The organism is Mesorhizobium sp. ORS 3428, from assembly GCF_001854785.1.
In the GTDB taxonomy this organism is placed as follows: domain Bacteria; phylum Pseudomonadota; class Alphaproteobacteria; order Rhizobiales; family Rhizobiaceae; genus Mesorhizobium.
Genome location: NZ_MDFL01000159.1, coordinates 47,511 through 66,479, shown reverse-complemented (window position 1 = coordinate 66,479; position 18,969 = coordinate 47,511). Strand labels below are relative to the sequence as shown.

At 64.4% G+C, this 18,969-nt stretch carries 16 protein-coding genes; 8 read left to right on the top strand and 8 right to left on the bottom strand.

The features are described from left to right. Nucleotides 1–215: 215 nt before the first annotated feature. The 5 genes from ORS3428_RS26770 to ORS3428_RS26750 form a co-directional block, all read right to left on the bottom strand. Entirely contained in the window at nt 216–1,388 is a 1,173-nt protein-coding gene (locus tag ORS3428_RS26770; protein ID WP_071101288.1) for an iron-containing alcohol dehydrogenase, read from the bottom strand. Between the two features lie 18 nt (nt 1,389–1,406). Then, nucleotides 1,407–2,795, bottom strand: coding sequence for an aldehyde dehydrogenase family protein (locus ORS3428_RS26765; RefSeq protein ID WP_071101287.1), 1,389 nt, complete (start codon nt 2,793–2,795; stop codon nt 1,407–1,409). 185 nt (nt 2,796–2,980) lie between these two features. Then, complete coding sequence (locus ORS3428_RS26760; RefSeq protein ID WP_071101286.1) at nt 2,981–4,351, bottom strand: glutamine synthetase family protein; 1,371 nt, start codon at nt 4,349–4,351, stop codon at nt 2,981–2,983. Between the two features lie 78 nt (nt 4,352–4,429). Then, a complete protein-coding gene (locus ORS3428_RS26755; RefSeq protein ID WP_071101285.1) occupies nt 4,430–5,986 on the bottom strand; it encodes an amino acid permease in 1,557 nt (518 codons plus the stop codon). Between the two features lie 19 nt (nt 5,987–6,005). Continuing rightward, nucleotides 6,006–6,824 carry an N-formylglutamate amidohydrolase gene (locus ORS3428_RS26750; protein WP_071101284.1) on the bottom strand — a complete coding sequence of 273 codons (819 nt, stop codon included), beginning with the start codon at nt 6,822–6,824 and terminating at the stop codon, nt 6,006–6,008. A gap of 148 nt (nt 6,825–6,972) precedes the next feature. Between ORS3428_RS26750 and ORS3428_RS26745 the strand changes: the two genes are divergently transcribed. The 3 genes from ORS3428_RS26745 to ORS3428_RS26735 all read left to right on the top strand — a co-directional run bounded on the left by ORS3428_RS26745 (nt 6,973) and on the right by ORS3428_RS26735 (nt 12,323). Beyond that, nucleotides 6,973–7,806, top strand: a complete 834-nt coding sequence (locus ORS3428_RS26745; protein ID WP_071101283.1) for a MurR/RpiR family transcriptional regulator — start codon at nt 6,973–6,975, stop codon at nt 7,804–7,806. 231 nt (nt 7,807–8,037) lie between these two features. Further along, nucleotides 8,038–9,195, top strand: a complete 1,158-nt coding sequence (locus ORS3428_RS26740) for an efflux RND transporter periplasmic adaptor subunit (protein WP_071101282.1) — start codon at nt 8,038–8,040, stop codon at nt 9,193–9,195. Further along, nucleotides 9,192–12,323 carry an efflux RND transporter permease subunit gene (locus ORS3428_RS26735; RefSeq protein ID WP_071101281.1) on the top strand — a complete coding sequence of 1,044 codons (3,132 nt, stop codon included), beginning with the start codon at nt 9,192–9,194 and terminating at the stop codon, nt 12,321–12,323. The genes ORS3428_RS26740 and ORS3428_RS26735 overlap by 4 nt, the downstream gene beginning before the upstream one ends. Before the next feature lie 181 nt (nt 12,324–12,504). Here ORS3428_RS26735 and ORS3428_RS26730 read toward each other — a convergent pair whose 3' ends face one another. Then, nucleotides 12,505–13,542: a zinc-binding dehydrogenase gene (locus tag ORS3428_RS26730; RefSeq protein WP_071101280.1), complete on the bottom strand. Its 1,038-nt coding sequence runs from the start codon at nt 13,540–13,542 to the stop codon at nt 12,505–12,507. 5 nt (nt 13,543–13,547) lie between these two features. Next, nucleotides 13,548–14,789 (bottom strand): acyl-CoA dehydrogenase family protein, encoded by a 1,242-nt coding sequence (locus ORS3428_RS26725; protein ID WP_071101279.1) that lies wholly within the window; start codon nt 14,787–14,789, stop codon nt 13,548–13,550. 114 nt (nt 14,790–14,903) lie between these two features. Between ORS3428_RS26725 and ORS3428_RS26720 the strand changes: the two genes are divergently transcribed. The 5 genes from ORS3428_RS26720 to ORS3428_RS26700 all read left to right on the top strand — a co-directional run bounded on the left by ORS3428_RS26720 (nt 14,904) and on the right by ORS3428_RS26700 (nt 18,594). Then, a complete protein-coding gene (locus ORS3428_RS26720; RefSeq protein ID WP_071101476.1) occupies nt 14,904–15,719 on the top strand; it encodes an SDR family oxidoreductase in 816 nt (271 codons plus the stop codon). Between the two features lie 45 nt (nt 15,720–15,764). Further along, a complete protein-coding gene (locus ORS3428_RS26715) occupies nt 15,765–16,250 on the top strand; it encodes a MaoC family dehydratase (protein ID WP_274534828.1) in 486 nt (161 codons plus the stop codon). After that, the gene (locus ORS3428_RS26710; RefSeq protein WP_071101277.1) at nt 16,247–17,308 is read left to right on the top strand and encodes a phosphotransferase family protein; all 1,062 of its coding nucleotides are present in this window, start codon (nt 16,247–16,249) and stop codon (nt 17,306–17,308) included. Before ORS3428_RS26715 ends, ORS3428_RS26710 begins: the two co-directional genes overlap by 4 nt. 236 nt (nt 17,309–17,544) lie before the next feature. Then, entirely contained in the window at nt 17,545–18,189 is a 645-nt protein-coding gene (locus ORS3428_RS26705; RefSeq protein WP_071101276.1) for a TetR/AcrR family transcriptional regulator, read from the top strand. 168 nt (nt 18,190–18,357) lie between these two features. Then, a complete protein-coding gene (locus tag ORS3428_RS26700; RefSeq protein WP_071101275.1) occupies nt 18,358–18,594 on the top strand; it encodes a DUF680 domain-containing protein in 237 nt (78 codons plus the stop codon). A gap of 98 nt (nt 18,595–18,692) precedes the next feature. On the opposite strand, the gene ORS3428_RS26695 is transcribed toward ORS3428_RS26700, so the two are convergent. Then, nucleotides 18,693–18,917 (bottom strand): hypothetical protein, encoded by a 225-nt coding sequence (locus ORS3428_RS26695; protein ID WP_108723190.1) that lies wholly within the window; start codon nt 18,915–18,917, stop codon nt 18,693–18,695. Nucleotides 18,918–18,969 lie beyond the last annotated feature (52 nt).

Here is an 18,969-nt window from a genome sequence, read left to right as displayed (position 1 = left end):
ATTGGACGCCTGCGATGCGGTATCGTTTTCGTGTGACAGCCAGATGAAACCTTTGTGAAACCGGCACCCCGCAGCACGAAAAAGTAAACTCTTTTTAACCGGTTGTAGCAATCGCCTCGCGAATCTTTTTCCGGCTAACCATTCTGTGACTTGCCTCGCCTGTCCCCTTCCCTTTCCCCTCGTTTTCAAATCAGCTTTCGCCGCCGGAACCTGCCTCACGCGGTGCCGGCGATGGCGTTTTCGAGCAGTGTCAGCGCCGCTTTCTTGGTGAGCTTGACCGGATTGCCGCCGGCGGTGGGGTCGACCACCGCCATGTCGGCGATCAGCGCCTTGCGCTTCTTGTCCATGTCGAGGCCTTTGATCAGGCCGGGCAGCGCGTGYGGCACCTTCAGTTCCTTGCGAAGCTTGACGATCGCCTTGGCGAAGCCGTCGAAGCCGCCCTTGATGCCGCAATAGGCGGCAAGCCGGGCGATGCGGTCCTCGATCGCCTCGCGGTTGAAGGCGAGCACATAGGGCATGAAGACGGCATTGGTCATGCCGTGATGGGTGTCGTAGAGCGCGCCGATCGGATGCGACAGCGAATGGATGGCGCCCAGCCCCTTCTGGAATGCGGCTGCACCCATCGCGGCCGCGCTCATCATATGGGCGCGGGCGGCCAGGTCCTTGCCGTTGGCGAAGGCCTTGGGCAGGTTCTCGAACACCAGCCGGATGCCTTCCACGGCGATGCCGTCGGCCATCGGGTGATAGCCCGGCGCGCAATAGGCTTCGAGGCAATGGGCAAGCGCGTCCATKCCGGTGCCGGCGGTGATGAAGGGCGGCATGCCGACCGACAGTTCGGGATCGGCAATGACGATTGCCGGCAAAAGTTTCGGATGGAAGATGACCTTCTTGGTGTGGGTCTCCTCATTGGTGATGACGCCGGCGCGGCCGACCTCCGAGCCGGTGCCGGCCGTCGTCGGCACTGCGATGATCGGCGCGATCGCGTCCGAATTGGCTCTGGTCCACCAGTCGCCGATATCCTCGAAATCCCACACCGGACGGGTCTGCCCGGCCTGGAAGGCGATCAGCTTGCCGAGGTCGAGCGCCGAGCCGCCACCGAAGGCAATGACGCCGTCATGCTTGCCCTTCTTGAACACCGCGATACCGGCCGTGAGGTTGGACTCGACCGGGTTCGGCTTCACCTCGGAAAATACGCCATAGGGGACCTTGGCATCATCGAGGATCTTCAGCGTCGAGGCGACGACCGGCAGCTTCGCCAGCCCAGGGTCGGTGACGAAGAGCGGGCGCTTGATGCCGGCGGCGGCCAACGCATCCGGCAGTTCCTTGATGCGGCCGGCGCCGAAGCGAACAGTGGTGGGGTAATTCCATTTGGAGATGAGCTTGGACATTGCTTGTCTTTCGAAAAATCAGATCGCTTCACGCAGGTGGTAGGATTTCGGCCGGGTCAGGTTGTCGTAGCCGATGGCTGAGAGTGCGGCGCCCTTGCCGGTATCCTTGACGCCGGTCCAGACCAGCGCCGGATCGAGGTAGTCGCAGCGGTTCATGAACACGGTGCCTGTTTCGACACGGTCGCCGATCGCCACCGCGCGCTCGGTGTCGCGCGTCCAGATCGAGGCCGTCAGCCCGTAGGGGCTGTCGTTCATAAGCGCGATCGCCTCCTCGTCGTCGCGCACCTTCATGATGCCGACGATCGGCCCAAAGCTTTCCTCRCGCATCACGCTCATCTGGTGGTCGACTCCGGTCAGCACTTCCGGCGCCAGATAGGGCGAGCCCGGCCTGTCGTTCTCGACCTTCATGTTGATGTGCGCGGTGGCCCCTTTGCGCAGCGCCTCGGCCTTCTGCTCGCGGATCAGGTCGGCGAAGCGCGCCTGCGCCATCGRCCCCATGGTAGTCGCCTGCTCCAGCGGATTGCCGACCACATAGTTCTTCGTCTCGGCGATGAAGCCTTCGACGAACTCGTCATAGACCTTCTCGTGCACATAGACGCGCTCGATGCCGCAGCAGCACTGGCCGGAATTGTAGAAGGCGCCGTCGACAAGGTTCGCGACCGCATGGTCCATCTTGGCGTCGGGCAGCACATAGGCGGGGTCCTTACCGCCCAGCTCGAGGCCGAGCGTCATGAAGGTGCCGGCTGCGGCCTTCTCGATGGCACGGCCGCCGGTGACCGAGCCGGTGAAGTTGACATGGTCGATCTTGCCCGAGCCGAGCAGCTTTTCCGTCTGGGCGTGGTTCATGACCAGGTTCTGGAACAGACCCTTGGGCAGGCCGGCCTTGTCGAAGGYCTGCTGGAAGCGTTCCCCGACCAGCAGCGTCTGCGCCGCATGCTTGAGGATGACGGCACTGCCCGCCATCAGCGCCGGCACGATCGTGTTGACCGCGGTGAGATAGGGATAGTTCCACGGCGCGATCACCAGGACGACGCCGAGGGGCACCTTCTTCACATAGCGCCGAAAACCGTCCTTCGGATTGGAGGCCATGACCGGCTTCAGCGCGTGTTCGGCGATCTCGACCATGTAGCTGGTGCGTTCCTTGACGCCGCCGAACTCGCCGCCATAGCGCACCGGCCGGCCCATCTGCCAGGCGATCTCCGGCACGATCTCGTCGCTCATGCCGATGAGAGCTTCGAGCATCGCCAGCATGTATTTGCCGCGCTCGGCGATCGGCGTCTCGGCCCATTTCTCCTGCGCCGCTCTGGCGCGCTCCACCGCCGCGTTGATTGCCTGGTCGGTCGCGACCGGCCGCTCGGCATAGATCGAGCCGTCGATCGGGGATTTGAGTTTGACCGTTTCGGTCATTTCTTCCTCGCAGTTTTTACAACAATCGAAAATCACATGGCGTATCGGCCGCCCCTGGATCCGCCTGCCGGTACCGTCTCCCCGTATCGTGACGGGAAGACAGGAGAAGCTCCTGCGCTGGCGACTCCCTCTCCCCGTCCTTCACGGGGAGAGGGTAAGGGGCGGCACTACGGTTGCCGAAGTTGCTAGTACCGCTCGAAACCCCGGTGCAGCTCCCAATCCGTGATGCGCCGGTCGTATTCGAACTGCTCCCAGCGGGCGGTGTGCACGTAGTGCTCGACCACCTCCTCGCCGAAGGCCAGCTTCAGCATCGTGGAGTTCGCCAGCGTCTCGGTGGCGTCGCGCAGCGTCTTCGGGATTTCCGGCAGTTGCGACGCCTGATAGGCATCGCCAACGAACGGCTTCTGCAATTCCAGCTTCTCGTCGATGCCGGCAAGGCCAGAGGCGATCAGCGCCGCGAAGGCGAGATAGGGGTTGAGGTCGGYACCGCCGATGCGGCACTCCATGCGGATGCCCTTGGTGCCCTCGCCGCAGAGCCGGAAGCCGGCGGTGCGATTGTCCTCGCTCCACATGATCTTGGTCGGCGCGAAGGTGCCGGCCTGGAAGCGCTTGTAGGAATTGACGTAAGGCGCCAGGAACCAGGTGAACTCCTTGGCATATTTGAGCTGGCCGGCCGCCCATTGCTGGCCGAGAGTGGATAGGGTCCACTCCGCGTTCTTGTCGAAGAACAGCGGCGTCTTGCCGTCGGCGCTCCACAGCGAATTGTGGATGTGGCTGGAATTGCCGGCGAGCCCGTAATTGTACTTGGCCATGAAGGAGATGGCCTTGCCTTCGGAATCGGCGATCTCCTTGGCGCCGTTCTTCAGAATGACGTGGCGGTCCGCCATTTCGAGCGCCTCGGCATAGCGCACATTGATCTCTTCCTGGCCGGGACCCCACTCGCCCTTGGAGTTCTCGATCGGAATGCCGGCCGCCTCCATCTCGTTGCGAAGCCGGCGCATGACGCCTTCTTCCTTGGTGGTGATGCCGATCTGGTAGTCGCCGATATAGGGCGATGCAGTGTCGAGGCCCTGCCAGTGCTTCTTGCGGGCGGTATCGTAGGTTTCGCTGAACAGGTAGAATTCGAGTTCGGAGGCGAAATAGCCGATATAGCCCCGCTCCTTGAGCCGCTCGACCTGCCTCTTCAGGATGGCGCGCGGCGAATGCGAGAGGTCCTCATGCGTGTGATGGTCGAGCACGTCGCAGATGACCAGCGCCGTCTTCTCCAGCCAGGGGATCCGCCGCAGCGTCGAAAGGTCGGGCTTCATGACGAAGTCGCCATAACCTTTCGACCAGCTTGCCACCTTATAGCCGGGCACCGGCTCCATATCGATGTCGGCGGCCAGGAGATAGTTGCAGCCATGCGTCTCGCCGTGTGCCGAATCGACGAAATACTGAGCCAGGAAGCGCTTGCCCGCGAGCCGGCCTTGCATGTCGACGATGCAGGCCAGCACCGTGTCGATCTCGCCGTTCGAGACCGCTTCCTTCAACTGATCGAACGAGAAATTCACGGCCATTCCTTTGGCACTCCAATACTGGTCGATTGAACGAAGCCATGGCCGGCGCCACGCCGGCCATGGTCATGAGGCGAAATATCAGTGGCCGGTTTCGCCGACCGCCTGCTCCGCCGCCTTGATTGCCGCCTGGCGCGCCGCGATGATGTCGCCGAGCGGCGGACCCTGGAAGCGGTTGCGCTCGAAGGCGAACCAGACGATCGCCGTCAGGATAAAGAAGCCGACGGTGATGTAGAGCGCCCAGTCGTTCGGCGGCTGGATGCCGATGACGAAGATCAGGATCATCGACACGATCGACAGGAAGCCGAACAGCATGAAGATGCCGCGGCYCATGTTCCACGGCCCCATCTTGTCCCACTTCGGCGTTCCCCAGGCCAGCATGCCGAGCCCGATAGGGACTATGAAGGAGAGGAACAGGAAGATGACGGTGCAGGACACCACAATCGTGTAGGCCGAGGTGCCGGCGACCGAGACCACCGACGAGCCCCACACGAACAGCACCGACAGGATCGAAGCCGTCCAGATCGCCGCCACCGGGGTGCGATGAACCGGGCTGACCTTGGCGAGCSCCGCCGAGCCCGGCAGGCCGCCGTCACGCGAGAAGGCGAAGATCATGCGCGAGGCCGAGGTGACGGTGGCGAGACCGCAAAGGAGCTGCGCCAGGAAGACGACGAGGTAGACGAACTCCTTGACACCGGGGCTGACGCGCTGGTCGAAGGCCCAGAAGAACACGTTCCAGCCCTGCTTGGCGRCATCGTCCATGTTCGGGATCATCAGCACGAAGGCGGCCAGGAACAGGTAGCCGAACAGCGCGGACCAGATGACCGACATCACCATCGCGCGCGGCACGGAAGAAGCCGCCTTGATGGTCTCCTCAGACGTATGCGCCGAAGCGTCGTAGCCGGTGATCGTGTAGATCGGCAGCAGCRGGCCGAGCGCGAACACCCAGGCATTCGACACCTGAGGCCACACACCGCCGCCGGCGTCGCCGGAGTAGTTGTGGAAGGTGAAGAGACGGCTGAAGTCCCAGGTCTCGGCCGAAAGCAGGCAGACCACCGCGATCAGGATCGAGCCAAAGAAGATGAGGTAGCCCGAGAAGTCGGTGAGCTTCGCCGTCAGCTTGATGCCGAGGTGATTGATCAGCGCCTGGGCGCCGGTGATGATGACCAGGAAGATCATCTGGTTGGTCAGCGTGCCCTCGATGCCAAGCGCCGGGCCGAAAGCGCCGACGAAGAACGTCCAAGTGCCGACATTGATGGCGCCGAGCACGGTGATGAGGCCGAGCAGGTTGAGCCACGCCGTCACCCAGCCGGTGCCGCGATTGCCGAGGATCGAGCCCCAGTGATAGAGGCCGCCGGCCGTCGGATAGGCCGAGCTGATCTGCGACATGGCGACGGCGAAGGTCAGCGACACGAAGCAGCCGACCAGCCAGCCGATGCCGACGCCGATGCCGCCGGCGCCCGACGTCGCCTGCGCCAGCGAGTTGATGCCGCCGGACAGGATGCAGATGATGGAGAAGGAAACCGCGAAGTTCGAGAAGCGACTGAGGCGTCGCTCCAATTCCTGGGCGTAGCCCATGCTGTGGAGGACCTTTATGTCCTCCGCCTTATCGACTTCGGTATAGTCGTTTGTCGTCATTTGGAAGTCCCCTGTTGTTCTAGCTGGCCGACTGTACTGACTTTCCCATTACGCGTTGTCGGGAGCCCATGGCCTCCTCGGGCTCCAGATCCGAAAATATGCCTGTGAGCAGATCCGCCCATTTCCGCTGCCCGGTCTCGCCGGAGATCTCGTCGTTGCGGATTTCGATCATCGCGCAGGCAAGGCCGCGCGAGCGCGCGTGCCGTTCCAGCGTGAAATAGACGCGGTCGGCCGGCGAATAGGGTTCGTTGATGCCGACGCTGACACCGGACAGCCGCTGCAGCGCCGATATCAGCGGCGCCGCCAGCCTGCGGTCGTCGTCGTGGATGATGCCGATATGCCAGGGCCGGCTCCTGCCCTTGTAGACCGGCGTGAAGGAGTGCACCGAGACCAGCCGCGTCTCCTGGCCACGCGCGAGCCGCTGCTCGATGATCCCGGCGATCGTGTCATGGAACGGACGCCAAGCCAGGTCGACCCGCGCAGCGCGCTCTCTGTCGGAAAGACCGGTGTTGCCCGGGATGGCTGTCGTCTCGCTGACCGGCGACACCAGGTCCGGTGCGTCGAGCGGCCTGTTGCAGTCGATCACGAGGCGCGAAATGCGGGTCTCGACCAGCGTGGCGTCGAGCGCCTCGGCCATGCGGYTGGCGACGGGTAGAGCGCCCGGATCCCAGGCGATGTGGCGGGAAAGATCCTCGACGGGCAGGCCGAGCGTTCCGAATTCGGCCGGCAGAAAGTTCGAGGCGTGGTCACAGGTGAAGACGAAGGGGCTCGAGCCGCCAGGGGTGGTCACCCTTAYGGTCTCCGACGGTGCAAGGCTGGCGGGCCGTGCTTTCTCCATACTGCCGTCCCCTTGGGGAGCGCTGTATCGTATGTTACGTATTTTGTCTCATTGCGCCCCTGTGAATGATTTCATACACTTTATCCGGCTTTGTCAAACGCGAATTCCGAAAACGGCGTCCACCGGGCCAAAAGGGGTGGGGAAAACGATGATCTCCAGCATTGCCGAACTGATCTCGGACCGCATCGGCACCATGCCGGCGGGMGAGCGCCGCGCCGCGCAAACACTCATTGCCAACTATCCTCTGACCGGACTGAAGACGGTCGCCGAATTYTCGGCCGCGGCGGGGGTTTCCTCGCCGACGATCCTGCGTTTCGTCGCGAGATTGGGTTTCCAGAACTATCCCGAATTCCAGTCGGCACTGCAGGACGAGCTGGCGGCGCAGCTACAATCCCCCGCATCGCGCACGCTCAACCCGGCGGCATCGCCCGCCGGCGGCGGTGCCGTCTCGCCGATGCTGGAGGCGACGCTCGACAACATGCGCGAGACGTTCCGGCATCTTTCCGACAAGCAACTGGCCGACATTGCTACGACACTTGCCGAACGGCGCGGCAAGACCTTTCTGATCGGCGGGCGCTTCACCGACCCGCTGGCGCGCTACATGGCCGCTCACCTCGCCATCATCCAGCCCGATGTCTATCACCTGGCCGGCCAGGAGAGCATCTGGCGCGACCGGCTGATCGATATGGGCAAGCGCGACGTGCTGGTGATCTTCGATATCCGCCGCTACCAGGAGAGCCTGGTCCGCTTTGCCGAGAAGGCGCATCAGCGCGGCGTCCAGATCGTGCTCTTCACCGACCAGTGGCTGTCRCCGATCGCCCGCTTTGCCCGCCATGTGATCGCCGGGCGTACAGCGGTGCCATCGGCATGGGATTCGTCCGCCGCTCTCTTCGTCGTCGCCGAAACGCTGATTGGCGCCGTCACAAGGCACCTTGAAGCCGCCGGCGCCAGGCGCATCCGTGACCTGGAGAGCCTGCGCTGAAACCATCCCAGCACAGCGCGTAATGGCGCCCGCGAAAAATGCGGCAAAAATGGAGGCCGGGGGTGCGATCCGGCTTCACGTTACCGAGATTTAATGTGCACGATCGCGTGATAATTGCCATAAACCGGTGATATCGGGGCTTGGCGAGGCCGGTTTTCGCCGCCGGCCCTTGTCGTCGCTGTGTCCGCTTCCGCTTGGAACCGACAGACGATTCCTGCCGCTGGAGTGTCGATGCCGAGCTGGAAGCAGACCGTCCTTGCTGTTGTGATCCTCGTCGCCGCTGCGGCCGCCTGGTGGCGCTTTTATCCGGGCGCGCCTGAGGTGCTTGCGCGCTGGGGAATCGATTGGGCCTATGGCGCCATGCCGCCGTCTACCGAAAACGCCATAGCGGGCTCCGGACAGGCCGGGCGTGGCCGAGCAGGACAGGTCGTGACCATCGTCGCCTCACCCGCCGGCACCGCCACCATCAACGATCGGCTACAGGCGATCGGCACCGGCCGCGCCAACGCGACGGTGACCGTCAATCCTTATGCCTCGGGCCGTCTCACCGAACTGCTGGTCCAGTCGGGCGCCCATGTCGAGAAGGGCGATATTATTGCCAGGCTTGATTCCGAGACGGAGGTGATCGCGCGCGACCGGGCCAGGGTCGGACTCGACGACGCCCAGGCCAAGCTCGACCGGGTGAAGTCGCTGCGCGCCTCCAACGCCGCGACGCCGGTGGCCGTCGCCGATGCGGAGATGACGCTCGCCAACGCCAAGCTCGCGCTCAGGGACGCCGAGCTCGCACTCGAGCGCCGCTCGATCGCGGCGCCGATTGCGGGCGCGGTCGGCATCCTGCCGATCGCCGCCGGCAATTATGTGACCAGCCAGTCGGCGATCGCCACCCTTGACGACCGCTCCAGCATCCTTGTCGATTTCTGGGTGCCGGAACGCTTCGCCGCCGCGGTCAAGATCGGCCAGCAATTGTCGGCGACGCCGCTTGCCAACCCCAACAAGGTCTATAGCGGCACGGTATCGGCGATCGACAACCATATCGACGAGAACAGCCGCACCTTGCTGGTCAAGGCGACCATCGCCAATCCGGCCGACTCCCTGCGTGCCGGCATGTCCTTCCAGATCGGCATGAAATTCCCCGGCGATACCTATCCCGCCGTCAGCCCGCTCGCCATCCAGTGGGGAACGGACGGCGCCTATGTCTGGGCGGTGGAGAACGGCAAGGCCAAGCGCGTTCCAGTCCGCATCGTTCAGCGCAACACCGAGACGGTGCTGATCGACGCGCCGGTCGAAAGCGGCGACTTGGTGGTGACCGAAGGCACCCAGAGCGTCAGCGAAGGCGGCGACGTTCGCATTGCCGGCGAGGACCGCGCCACTGTGGCCGAAGGCTCATGAGCGCCGCAGGCGACCCCGCCGCAGGATCGGGCCTGACAGCGCTCTTCATCCGTAGGCCGGTCATGGCCTTCGTGCTGAACACGCTGATCGCGGTTRCCGGGCTTGCCGCCTTCTGGGGCGTCGAGGTGCGCGAGCTGCCGGATGTCGACCGCCCCGTCATCACCGTCAACACCGTCTTCGAGGGTGCGGCCGCCGAAACGGTCGACCGCGAGCTCACCGACACGATCGAGGGCGCCGTCGCGCGCGTTTCCGGCGTCAAGTCGATCTCGTCGACCTCGTCCTTCGGCCAGAGCCGCGTCACCATCGAGTTCAATGACGGCGTCGACCTCAACGTCGCCGCCTCCGACGTGCGCGACGTCGTCAGCCGCGTCACCAACCAATTGCCAGACACCGCGGAAGCGCCGCGCATCGTCAAGGCCGACGCCAATTCCGATGCCGTGATGCGGTTGGCGGTCACCTCCGACACCATGTCCGTGCAGGACATGACGGTGCTGGTGCAGGACCGCATCGAGGACGAACTCGCCGCCGTGCCCGGCGTCGCCRATGTCCAGGTCTATGGCGACCGCGACAAGATCTTCCGCATCGACGTCGACCAGAACAAGCTGGCGAGCCATGGCTTCACCGTGGCGGATCTGCGCAAGGCGCTTGCCTCGGTCGCCTTCGATTCGCCCGCCGGCTCGATCACGACGACCAACCAGGACCTCATCGTGCGCACGACGGCYGACGTGACCACGCCAGAGGAATTCGAGAACATCGTTATCGGCGGCGCGACGCRCATCCGCGATGTCGCCACCGTGACGCTTGGCCCCGACATCGGCCAGACCTCGCTGCGCTCCGATGGCAAGACCGGCATCGGCCTCGGCATCATCCCCCAGGCGGAATCGAACACGCTGGATATTTCGACCGGCGTCCGGGCCGCAGTCGAGAAGCTGCAGCAGAACCTCCCGCAAGGCATGAAGATCAAAGTCACCAGCGACGATGCGGTCTTCGTCAACGGCGCCGTGCACGAGGTCGAGATYGCGCTGGCGCTCTCGGTCTCCATCGTGCTGATTATCATCTACGCCTTCCTGCTCGATTGGCGCGCGACGCTGATCCCTGGCCTGTCGATGCCGGTCGCCATGATCGGCACCATCGCCGCGATCTATCTCGCCGGCTTCTCCGTCAACATCCTGACCCTGCTGGCGCTGGTGCTGGCGACCGGCCTCGTCGTCGACGACGCCATCGTCGTGCTCGAAAACATCGTGCGCCGGCGCAATGAAGGCATGGGGCCGCGCGCGGCCGCCGTCCTCGGCACACAGGAAGTATTCTTTGCCGTCGTCGCCACCACGCTGACGCTGGTCGCTGTCTTCGTGCCGATCTCCTTCCTTCCCGGTCAGACCGGCGGCCTGTTCCGCGAATTCGGCTTCGTGCTGGCAATGTCGGTGCTGCTCTCCTGCGTGGTGGCGCTGACGCTCTGCCCGATGCTTGCCTCGCGCATGCTCTCCGGCGCCTCGCTCCACCACGAAGGCGGCAACGGCATCGGCGCCCGTATCGGCGGCGCGCTGCATCGGCTCTACAAGCGTTGCCTGCATCTCTGCCTCGACGCGCCCTGGATCGTCGTGCTCGTAGCACTTCTCTTTGCCGGCGCCGCCTTCACGCTGTTCGGCACCATACGCCAGGAATTGACCCCAACCGAAGATCGCGCCGTCGTTTTGTTGCGCATCAACGCGCCGCAAGGCGTCAGCCTCGACTACACGACCGAGCAGATGCGCAAGATCGAGCGGCTGATCCAGCCTCTCCGTKACTCCGGCGAGATCCGCTCCACCTTCGAGAACGCCGGCAACAACGGCTCCTACAAYAGCGGCTTCATGGTGATGACGCTGGCGCCCTGGGACGAGCGCACGCGCAGCCAGCAGGAGATCATGGCCGAGATCAGCCGCCTGACGAAACAGGTGCCCAGCGTCCGCGTCTTCCCGATGCAGCCCAACAGCCTCGGCATCCGYGGCGCCGGCAACGGCCTGCAATTCGCGCTGGTCGGCAACGATCGCAAGGCGCTGAGCCAAGCTGCAGTCAAAATCGTCGACGAGATGCGCAAGGACCAGCGCTTCCAGACGCCCCGGCTTTCCGTCGACCCGACGCAGCCGCAGCTCGCTGTCGCCATAGACCGCGAGCGCGCTTCCGATCTCGGCTTCGACATCCCCGGGCTCGCCGATACCTTGCAGGCCATGCTCGACGGCAACGATGTCGTCGACGTCTACATCGCCGACCGCAGCTACGGCGTAAAGCTGGTCTCGACGACCAACCCGATCAACGACCCGACGGATCTCGAAAACATCTTGCTGAAGACCTCGGACGGCCGCTTCGTGCCGATGTCGACCATCGCCACGCTGACCGAGCGTGCCGTACCGCCGTCGCTGACGCGCGAGCAGCAGCAGCCGTCAGTGGCGATCACCGCCAATCTCGGCAACGGCTTCGCGCTCGGCGAAGCGCTGACCCGCGCGCAGGAGATCGCGACGCCGCTTTTGCCGCCGGGCGCGCGCATCCTGCCGCTCGCCGAAGCGGCGACGCTCGGCGAGAGCAACAGCGCCATGGCGACCATCTTCGGCTTCGCGCTGGTCATCATCCTTCTGGTTCTGGCGGCCCAGTTCGAGAGTTTCGTCAGCGCCGTCATCATCATGGCGACCGTGCCGCTCGGGCTCGCCTGCGCCATCTTCGCACTGCTCTTCTCAGGCACCAGCCTCAACGCCTACAGCCAGATCGGCCTGGTGCTTCTGGTCGGCGTCATGGCCAAGAACGGCATCCTCATCGTCGAATTCGCCAATCAGCTGCGCGACCGCGGGCTCGCCGTGCGCGAGGCGATCGAAGAGGCCGCCACCATCCGGCTCCGGCCGGTGATGATGACCATGATCTGCACCGTGCTCGGCGGCGTGCCGCTGGTGCTGGCTTCCGGCGCCGGCGCAGAGGCGCGCGTGGCGCTGGGCTGGGTTATCGTCGGCGGCCTCGGGCTGGCCACCATCTCAACGCTGTTCCTGACCCCGGTCGCCTATCTGCTGCTCGGCCGCTTCGTCACGCCCAAGGCGCATGAGGAAGCTCGCCTGAAACGCGAACTCGAGGAAGCCGCCTACGCCAATGTCGAGCCGGCGGAATAGTTAGCGCTCCTCTCCCGTCACTATACGGGGAGAGGATGCCGGCAGGCAGGCGAAGGGCAAGGCCTGCTTGCGAGATTGCCGCCCAATACGGAGCACGGCCAATCACGACCGCCGGCGCCGCCCCTCATCCGGCCCTTCGGGCCACCTTCTCCCCGTAAACGGGGCGAAGGAAAGTCCGCGCCTACGGCTTGATGAACACCTTGCCGTTCGGCTTGGCCAGTTCMGCCGGCAGTCGCGCCATCGCCTCATCGAGCGGAACCACCGCCGTCACGTCGGTCGACCAGCGTCCGTCGGAAAAGCGCCTTTGCGCCTCCAGCACCGCCGGGCCGAGCCTGTCGCGGAACTGCCGCATCCATTCGGCCAGCCAGAAGCCTTCGATGCGCTTGTGCTGGAAGATCAGTTGCCCCGGCTCGCGGATCACCGTCGGCTCGGCATCAAGCCGGCCATAGACGATCCARCGCGAGCGCTTCGGCATGGCGTTGAAGATGGCCGAAGCCAGCGGTCCGGTCACTGCGTCGAGAAAGATGCGCGGTTGCTCGGCCTTGATCGCCTCGCGCAGCGCCGCCTCGAAATCCGCCGCCTTCTCGTTGAGCACATGCGCAGCACCGAGCCCTTTCAGCAGCGGGATCTRCTCGTCGCGGCGCACGGTCACGATCGGCCGAAAACCTTCCTCTTTTGCCAGCCCGATGATCAGCTTGCAGAGCTGGCTGGCGCCCGCCGTCATGATGAAGGCCTTCTCGCCCTCCTCTCTGACGATGTCGAACATGGCGAGCGCGGTCAGCGGATTGACGATCATGGCCGCTGCGTCCTCGTCTCGCACCGTATCGAGCAGCGGAATGCAGGACGCAGCCTCCGCCACCGCGTACTCGGCCCACGAGCCCCAGTTCGACACGCCGGTGGCAAAGGCGACCCGTTTTCCTTCGAGGCTCCTTGCATAGGGATCGTCGCCGGTCGCGACGACGATGCCGACGCCTTCGAAACCGGCCGGCTGCCCCTTCACGCGCGGCTGGCCGTATTGCCCTTTGATGAAAGCGACATCGGACGGGTTGATCGAGGCGAGGCTGACCTTGATCAGCGCCTGCGTCGCACCAGGTGTAGGCACGGCGATGCTGCCCGACTGAAGATAGGGCTCCACTGCCTCGAGCGCTCCGGCCGAAGGTGTCTTGGTGTAGCCGTCGCCGACAAGCAGCAGGGCCTTCATTTCCGGCGGAAGCGCCATTGCGATCAGACTTTCTCCTGCGTGTATTTCCTGAGCTCGGCGCGCGCCACTTGCCGCCGATGCACGGCGTCCGGCCCGTCGGCAAGCCGAAGCGTTCTGAGATGCGTCCAGGAGCGGGCGAGCGGCGTGTCCTGGCTGATGCCTTGCGCACCGAACATCTGCACCGCCTCGTCGGTGACCTTGAGCGCGACGCGGGGCGCCACCACCTTGATCTGGCTGATCCAGGGCGCGGCGGCGCGCGCGTCGCCCTGGTCGATCATCCATGCCGCCTTGAGGCAGAGCAGCCTCGCCATCTCGATCTCCATGCGGCATTCGGCGATGATGTCGAAATTGGCGCCGAGTTTCGCCAATGACTGGCCGAAGGCCTCGCGCCGCACCGAGCGTTGGCACAGCATCTCCAGCGCCATCTCCGCCTGGCCGATCGCCCGCATGCAATGATGGATGCGGCCGGGCCCCAACCGCCCCTGCGCGATCTCGAAACCCCGGCCCTCCCCGAGGATCAAATTAGCCGCCGGCACCCGCACATCGTCGAACCTTAGATGCATGTGGCCATGCGGCGCGTCATCGTCGCCGTAGACCTGCATGGCGCGCACCTTGGTGATGCCCTTGCTGTCGGCAGGCACCAGGATCATCGAATGCCGGCGGTGCGGCGGCGCCTCGTCCGAACCTGTCCTCACCATGACGATGTAGATGGCGCAGCGCGGATCCMCGGCGCCCGATGCCCACCATTTCTCGCCGTTGAGCACGTAGTCGTCGCCGCGCCGCTCGCAGCGCATTGAAATGTTGGTCGCGTCCGATGAGGCGACGTCCGGCTCGGTCATTAGATAGGCGGAGCGTATCTTGCCGTCGAGCAGCGGCTCCAGCCATACACGCTTGTGCTCCTCCGAGCCGTAACGTTCCAGCACCTCCATATTGCCGGTGTCGGGCGCCGAACAGTTGAACGTCTCGGCGCCGAGATGCGCCTTGCCCATCTCCTCCGCCAGATAGGCGTATTCGACAGTCGACAGGCCGTAGCCGCGCTTGGARTCGGTCAGCCAGAAATTCCACAGGCCGCGCTCCCGCGCCGTCTTCTTCAAGCCTTCCAGGATCTCGGTCTGCCTGGTCGTATAGGTCCAGCGGTCGCCATTCTTGCCGACCTCGGCCAGAAATTCCTCGCCGAGCGGTGCGATCTCGTCGCGCACCATCGCCGCCACCTTTTGGTGGATCGRCTTCAGCCGGTCGGTCATGCCGAGGTTCATGTCCGCCATCGGTTCCGGYCCTTTCGCGTCTTTACCCGTGGCAAGGATGACCGTACTTCGGCTAGCCTTGTCAACGCGAGTCCTTTGGTTCCGGCCTGGGCGAGCCACGTGGGAGGAATGGCGATGAGCTATCTGGACGAGCTGTTTTCGGTCGCCGGTAAGACCGCGCTGGTGACGGGCGCGGCGACCGGCATCGGCCGYATGATYGCCACCGCGCTRGTGCGGGCCGGCGCCACRGTGATGATCGCCTCGCGCAAGGGCGAGGATTGCATCCGGGTCGCAGGCGAGCTCAACGCGCTCGGCGGCTCCGGCCGGGCCGAGGGCTTTGCCGCGGATGTGTCCAGCGAAGCGGGTATCGCCGCTCTGGTCGCCGAGGTGAAGGCACGCACACAACGCCTGCACATCCTGGTCAACAATGCCGGCGTTTCCTGGGGCGCGCCGCTGGAGGAATTTCCCTACCACGCCTGGGCCAAGGTATTCGGCGTCAACGTCACCGCCGTCTTCCACCTGACGCGCGAATTGCTGCCGCTGCTCGATGCCGCCGCAAGCGACGAGGACCCTGCCCGCGTCATCAATCTCGGCTCGGTGATGGGCACCCAACCGCTGGCCGACGACGCCTATTCCTACACCGCCTCCAAGGCAGCGGTGCATCATCTGACGCGCACGCTGGCGATCGAGTTCGCCGCCCGACGCATTACCGTCAATGCATTTGCGCCCGGGCCCTTMCAGAGCCGGATGACGGCGTTTGCCACCGCTACCGAGGAGCAGGCGAAACATGTCGGCAGCCATGTTCCGCTCGGCCGTATCGGCCTACCGGATGACATTGCGGGCGCAACGCTCTATTTGTGCAGCCGCGCCGGAAGCTACGTCACCGGTGCCATCCTGCCGATCGACGGCGGCCAGTCCGTTCAGCACGGGATGACATTGTTCAAGGAATAAGGCGCCCGGTTCAAGGAATCACGATCCGGGCGGGCTGCGGAGGACATCAGCGTGGAACCGATCAGTCTCGATACGCTTCTGGCCAGCGTCGGCAAGGAGGTCGGCGTGTCGCCCTGGCGCACGGTAACGCAGCGCATGATCGACCAGTTCGCCGACGCCACCGACGACCACCAGTTCATCCATTGCGATCCCGAGCGCGCCGCGCGCGAGACCCCGTTTGGCGGCACCATCGCRCATGGCTTCCTATCGCTGTCGCTGCTGTCGGCCATGACCTTCGAGACAATGCCGCCGATCGAAAACACCAAGATGGGCGTCAACCACGGCTTTGACACGTTGCGCTTCCTGGCTCCGGTGAAGACGGGCTCGCGCATTCGCACCCGATTCGTGCTGGCCGAGGTCAAAGTGCGGCCTTCCGGCTGGGTGCAGACAGCGCACGACGTGACCATCGAGATCGAAGGATCGAAGAAGCCTGCGCTCACTGCGCGCTGGCTGACGCTCACGCTGATCGAGCGCCAGCCCGAGACCGCATGAACGGCGACGCCAACGCGCTCGACAAGTCGGCGTTGGCGCTCRACAAGTCGGCGCTCGCGCCCTACCTCGAAGCGAATATCCCGGGCTTTGCCGGGCTTTCCGCAATCGAGAAATTCAAGTCAGGGCAGTCGAATCCGACCTATCTCCTGACCGCCACTAGCGGCCGCTACGTGCTGCGCGCCAAGCCGCCGGGACAACTGCTGAAATCGGCGCACCAGGTCGACCGCGAGTTCCGCGTCATGCGGGCGCTTGCCGGCACTGCCGTGCCGGTGCCGCGCATGCTGCATCTCACGAGCGAGGAGGACTCACCGATCGGCCGCATGTTCTACGTCATGGAGTTCCTCGACGGCCGCATCTTCTGGGATCCGTCGCTGCCGGAGGCATCCGGCAACGGCGAAYGCGCCGCGATCTACGACGCCATGAATGCCACGCTCGCCGCCCTGCACGATGTCGATCTCGAGGCGATCGGGCTCGGCGACTTCGGCAGGCCCGGCAGTTATTTCGAGCGCCAATGCGCCCGCTGGACCAGCCAGTACCGCGCCTCCGAGACGGAAGAGAGCGCCGAAATGGATCGGCTGATCGCCTGGCTGGAGACGCACATGCCGGCCGATGACGGCCGCGTCGCACTCGTGCATGGCGACTACCGGCTGGACAACATGATCTTCGCCAGGGACGAGCCGAAGGTCATCGCCGTGCTCGACTGGGAATTGTCGACGCTGGGACATCCCTTTGCCGACCTTGCCTATCAATGCATGCAATGGCGGCTGCCGCATGCATCAGGCTTTCGCGGCCTCGGCGGCGTCGACCGCGCCAGGCTGTGGCTGCCTTCCGAGGAAGCCTATGTCGCCGCCTATTGCCGCCGGCGCGGCCTCGACGGCATCGGCAACTGGACCTTCTTCCTCGCCTTCTCCTTCTTCCGCCTGGYGGCGATCTGCCAGGGCGTCTACCGCCGCGCGCTGGACGGCAACGCCTCCAACCCGGAAAAGGCAAAAAACTATGGCCAGGCGGTCAAGCTGCTCGCCGCTCTCGCGGTGGACTTGATCGATGGGAAGATTTGAAATCGGGGCGAGTTGAACAACGGGCCGTTTCGACGGAGCGGCGGTGCTGACAACCGACGCCACCGGCGTCCTCGGCGGCGCCGCCAAGGCCTTCGCCGCCGAGGCAGCGATTCCCGTCCGGAATTGCCTTAGGCCAAGGAGCTGGCGGACGCTGGGGAACCAGTCCACTCCCTTGCCCGTTGTCGTACAGCGTATATAATTTCGTCAGGCAACCAACCACAAAAGGCAGGCGGACATTGGCGCTGAGCGTTCAGAAACGCCGCGAAAAACAGAAAGCTGAACTTCGTTCCGAACTGGTTGATGCGGCCCACAAGCTCGTCCAGGAAGAGGGCTATGAAGGGCTTACCATCCGCAAGCTGGCCAAACGTGTCGGCTACGCGCCGATGTCGGTCTACTCCTACTTCGCAGACAAGCAGGACATCCTCTTCGCGCTCGCCGAGGACGCGTTCGAGACGCTTGCACGGCGCATCGAAGAGCATCCCGCCGACGATCCCGTTGAGGCGTTGCGGGCGGTGATGACCGAGTATGCCGCCTTCGGGCTCGGYAATCCCAATGAATACCGCACCGTCTTCATGACCGAGAAAACCCGGCTGCCGGAGGGCCGCAGCTACGAGGACATGGAAGAGGGCAATCCGGCGATGAAGGTGCTGATCAAAAGGGTCGAAGCCTGCGTCGCCGCCGGCAAGCTCAAGGGCGACCCGCGGGCCATCGCCACCATGCTGTGGACCGTCGGCCACGGCACGATCTCGCTGCTGATCACCTTCCCTTTCTATCCGTTCGGCGACCCGCAGGCCTATGTGAAGCGCATGTGCGACTTCATGCTGGCCTCCCTGTCGGCGCAGGACATCTCTCCGCTCACCGAAACGCCCGTCAAGTGYTGACCGGCAGTTCGCTGGCCGGTGTGCAGCTACCCAGCGCAGTTTGATCTGCAACGCCCTCCTACGTTCAAGAAAATTTGTCGTACGCGTACAGACTCCTCTCTTGTATTCAGCTTCCATTAACCGTATCTGTACGTTGGATTGTACATGTACGGAATTTGGAGACGGAAGATGGAAAAGACGATCCTCGCGGTCGCTGCCGTGCTGGCTTTCTCCGGCGCCGCTTTCGCTGGCGCGAGCCAGCCGGCCAAGCACGCACCGGCGGCCTGCGCTCAAACCAGGGCGAATGTGACGCTCGACTGCACCGCGACGGGCTCGGTGGAGAAAACCGACGCAGCCAAGACCCAGGCGACCAAGGGCCCTCGGCTCGGCATGGACGTGAGCCCGTGGTTCGTGCCCGGCCTTTGAGAGCCGCAAAAGCCGGAAACGAAAACGGGCGGCACCTGGCCGCCCGGCTTTGTTTTTGCCCTGAATTCCCACGCGCCTGAAGCGATYGGCAGCAGTGCCTATGTCTTGCGCGGTCGCTTTGCAGGCGCAGTCTTGGCTTTGGCTGGCATCGCCGGCGCGCCCGAAATACTCGTGCCGGTGATCGACACCGGGTCGCTGGCCGGGAATGTATCCTCGAGGCCTTCCTCGAGTTCTTCTTCCTCGAGCAAGCGATGCCGCTCCTGCTCCAGCGAGCGGACCGCCGCTGTCTTCCTGGGCGACTTCGGTGCTGATTTGGACGGCATCGGCTTCTCCCTCTCTGGTCGCAAACAACGGAACGGGGCGGCGATGGTTCCA